General features: G+C 62.3%; 3 protein-coding genes. All 3 read left to right on the forward strand.

Going from position 1 to position 2,834, the window contains the following annotated elements:
• Positions 1-461 precede the first annotated feature (461 nt).
• From ACFVSI_RS22030 to ACFVSI_RS22040, 3 genes are read left to right on the forward strand one after another with little or no spacing between them, the layout of a single operon-like run.
• A complete protein-coding gene (locus tag ACFVSI_RS22030) occupies positions 462-1,031 on the forward strand; it encodes a TetR/AcrR family transcriptional regulator (protein WP_387828596.1) in 570 nt (189 codons plus the stop codon).
• Positions 1,024-1,773: an ABC transporter ATP-binding protein gene (locus tag ACFVSI_RS22035; RefSeq protein ID WP_387828599.1), complete on the forward strand. Its 750-nt coding sequence runs from the start codon at positions 1,024-1,026 to the stop codon at positions 1,771-1,773. Before ACFVSI_RS22030 ends, ACFVSI_RS22035 begins: the two co-directional genes overlap by 8 nt.
• Complete coding sequence (locus tag ACFVSI_RS22040) at positions 1,770-2,543, forward strand: ABC transporter permease (protein ID WP_387828602.1); 774 nt, start codon at positions 1,770-1,772, stop codon at positions 2,541-2,543. The genes ACFVSI_RS22035 and ACFVSI_RS22040 overlap by 4 nt, the downstream gene beginning before the upstream one ends.
• The last annotated feature ends 291 nt before the right edge of the window (positions 2,544-2,834 follow it).

Here is a 2,834-nt window from a genome sequence, read left to right on the forward strand (position 1 = left end):
GGGGGTGCGCAGCAACCTGGCATAAAATTTCAACCAATCAAAAAACAATCGGTATCAACAAACTTGGCACACTATTGAGTTCTCAAACAACAGACCCCCCAAAACATCACCCCGACCGGAACACCACACAAAGCAGCGCACCACAACAGGGCCATTGGAAAAGAAGAGTTATTTTTGGCCGCCTACCGAACCGTACACACCTTCCGGCTTTCCGTTTCGCACCCGGCGACTCAGAAAACAATACACGCCCCACAACCCCAACGCAAATCCACCACCCAACACCCCCACACCAACCCCCAAAACCCCACCAAACCGCCGTCGAACACCGGGGCGGCGCGCCCGCTGAAGCGCTCGAGGGAGCCATAGTGAGCGGCCTGCCCCCAATCAGCTGAAGGCCCCACGGAACCCGATTCAGCCGGATACTCTTGCCGATTTGAATTGTTAGTGACTAACATCAGCCCATGGAGTCACCACACCAACTAAACGCGCGGGCCTTGCGCACACGGTCCAGACTGATCGACGCTGCGCTGGAGCTCTTCGAACGCGACGGCTACGAACAGACCCCTGCGACCGCGATTGCGGCAGCCGCAGGGGTCACTGAAATGACCTTCTTCCGGCACTTCACCACCAAGGACCAGCTGCTGCTGGATGATCCCTACGACCCACTGCTTGCTTCCTCCGTACGTGACCAGCCGCCGGGGCCTCCACTACGCCGAACCATCCACGGAATTCGAGCCGCCTGGCGCACGCTCCCCGAGCCGGCGGATGACTTCACCAAAAGGCGTATTCGCATTGTGGCGGCCACGCCCGGACTGAGAGCTGCCGTTGCCAGGAACAATGCCAGCACTGAAACGGCCCTCTCCGATGCCTTGATCGCCGACGGCAGCGATCCCCTGCAGGCGCGCGTGGCGGTTGCAGCGGTCATAGCGGCCATGTCCGTTGCGCTCATCGAGTGGTCACAACAGGAGAAAGCTACCCTCGGCGAAACGATCGATACCGCCCTCGACGTTCTGGAGGCAAACCATGGCTGAGATCCTGCTCGCGGCGCATTGTGTTTCGCGCTCGTTCGGCTCCGGCGGCGGTGTTCACAAGCTCGACCTCGACGTCGCCGCGGGTGAGATCCATGCCTTGGTCGGCTTGAACGGCGCGGGCAAGTCAACGCTCATGAGGCTGCTGCTGGGCCTGCTGGTCCCCGACTCCGGCGACGTGACAATCTTCGGAAACACGGTGAGGGCCGCCCCGTCGCACACATGGAGCCGTGTGGGGCAGCTTATCGAGTACCCGTTTGCGTACGGCGAGCTGACAGGACGGGCCAATCTGGAGATCGGGGCCCGCCTCCGCGGCATCCCAATCTCTGACATCAAGGCAACCGTGGACGATGTGCTCGATGAGCTGGATCTGCGCCGTTATGCCCCCATCCCGGCTCGCTCACTCTCGCTCGGAAATCGCCAGCGGCTGGGACTCGCTTCAGCCCTCCAACACGACCCTCAGCTCATCGTGCTGGACGAACCGACAAACGCCCTGGACCCTGCCGGCGTCATCCTTCTGCGCGAAAGCCTGCTGCGGCGTGCTGCACGGGGGGCCGGGGTCCTCGTCTCCAGCCACCATTTGGATGAGGTGGCACGGGTGGCCAGCAGGGTGACCGTCATCAATGCGGGCCGCGTCATCGGAAGTATCGATCCAAAGGGCACAGATATAGAGCGGGAATTCTTTGCCCTGGTGCACAGCGACGACGCCCGCCATAAAACCAGGAAGCCGGAGATCTCTGCATGAATAAGCCATTGGAAGGACTCCACGCCGCACTCGACGTCGAAGTCCGCAAGACGCGATCTTCCCGGACAGTCATCGCAGCCGGAGCGATCCTGTTCCTTGGGGTCAGCGCACTGGCTTCGGGATTCACGCTGGCTGCGCGCTCCGGCAATCAGACAGCACTTGCGAAGATCGGTCCACTCGCCTCACAGGAAGGCTGGGCGGGTTACCTCTCCTCTGCCCATCAGATTACTGCCGCTGGCAGTGTGCTGGCGTTCGGCATTGTCCTCAGCTGGATGTATGGCCGGGAATTCACGGACGGCACCATTTCCGGGCTATTCGCACTGCCGGTCCGGCGGACCACGATTGCCCTGGCCAAGCTCATTGTCTACGCTGGCTGGTCGGTCGTCGTGGCAGCCCTTTTGACCGCGGCCTTGTTGGTGTTGGGTCTCGCTCTGGGCTTCGGTTGGCCTCAAGCTGCTGAATTGGAAGGGCTGTCCCGGCTCCTCCCACTCACCGTGCTTTCAGCGCTGATCGCAACTCCGGCCGCCTGGTCGGCAACCCTCGGCCGCGGACTGCTCAGCGGAATTGGCCTTACCGTAGGAGTCATGGCCGGGGCACAGGTGGCGGTTCTCGGAGGTGCCGGCCCCTGGTTTCCTGTCTCCGCACCGGCACTGTGGGCGATAGCACCCGGCACCGTTCCGCCTGCGGCTCTCGCCCTCACCCTCGCGATTCCGCTCGTCTTCGGAGGTTTGACCCTTTGGAGCTGGTCGCGGCTTCAGCTGGACCGCTGACCCCGACGCTACGCCGCATGCGGTTGGGCGTGGAACGCTCGACGGCGGATAGCCCACCTTTCGGGGGCAGCAGCGGCTAAACCTCTGTTGAGTAGTTTCGGGAGCTTGTTGTTTAAATGTGCAAGGCCCCAACCGTCGTGGTTGGGGCCTTCAGTGTTGGTGGGTTGTTTAAGTGTGGGAGACCCCCCGACCCGGTGTGGGTTGGGGGGTCTCGACCTAATGGTTGTCCGGCGGTGTCCTACTCTCCCACACCCTCCCGGGTGCAGTACCATCGGCGCTGTGGGTCTTAGC

The organism is Paenarthrobacter sp. NPDC057981 (assembly GCF_042886835.1).
GTDB lineage: Bacteria > Actinomycetota > Actinomycetes > Actinomycetales > Micrococcaceae > Arthrobacter.

Excerpts from the sequence above, each read along its gene's own strand:
- ACFVSI_RS22030 (WP_387828596.1), top strand. The coding sequence starts at position 462 with ATGGAGTCACCACACCAACTAAACGCGCGGGCCTTGCGCACACGGTCC.
- ACFVSI_RS22035 (WP_387828599.1), top strand. The coding sequence starts at position 1,024 with ATGGCTGAGATCCTGCTCGCGGCGCATTGTGTTTCGCGCTCGTTCGGC.
- ACFVSI_RS22040 (WP_387828602.1), top strand. The coding sequence starts at position 1,770 with ATGAATAAGCCATTGGAAGGACTCCACGCCGCACTCGACGTCGAAGTC.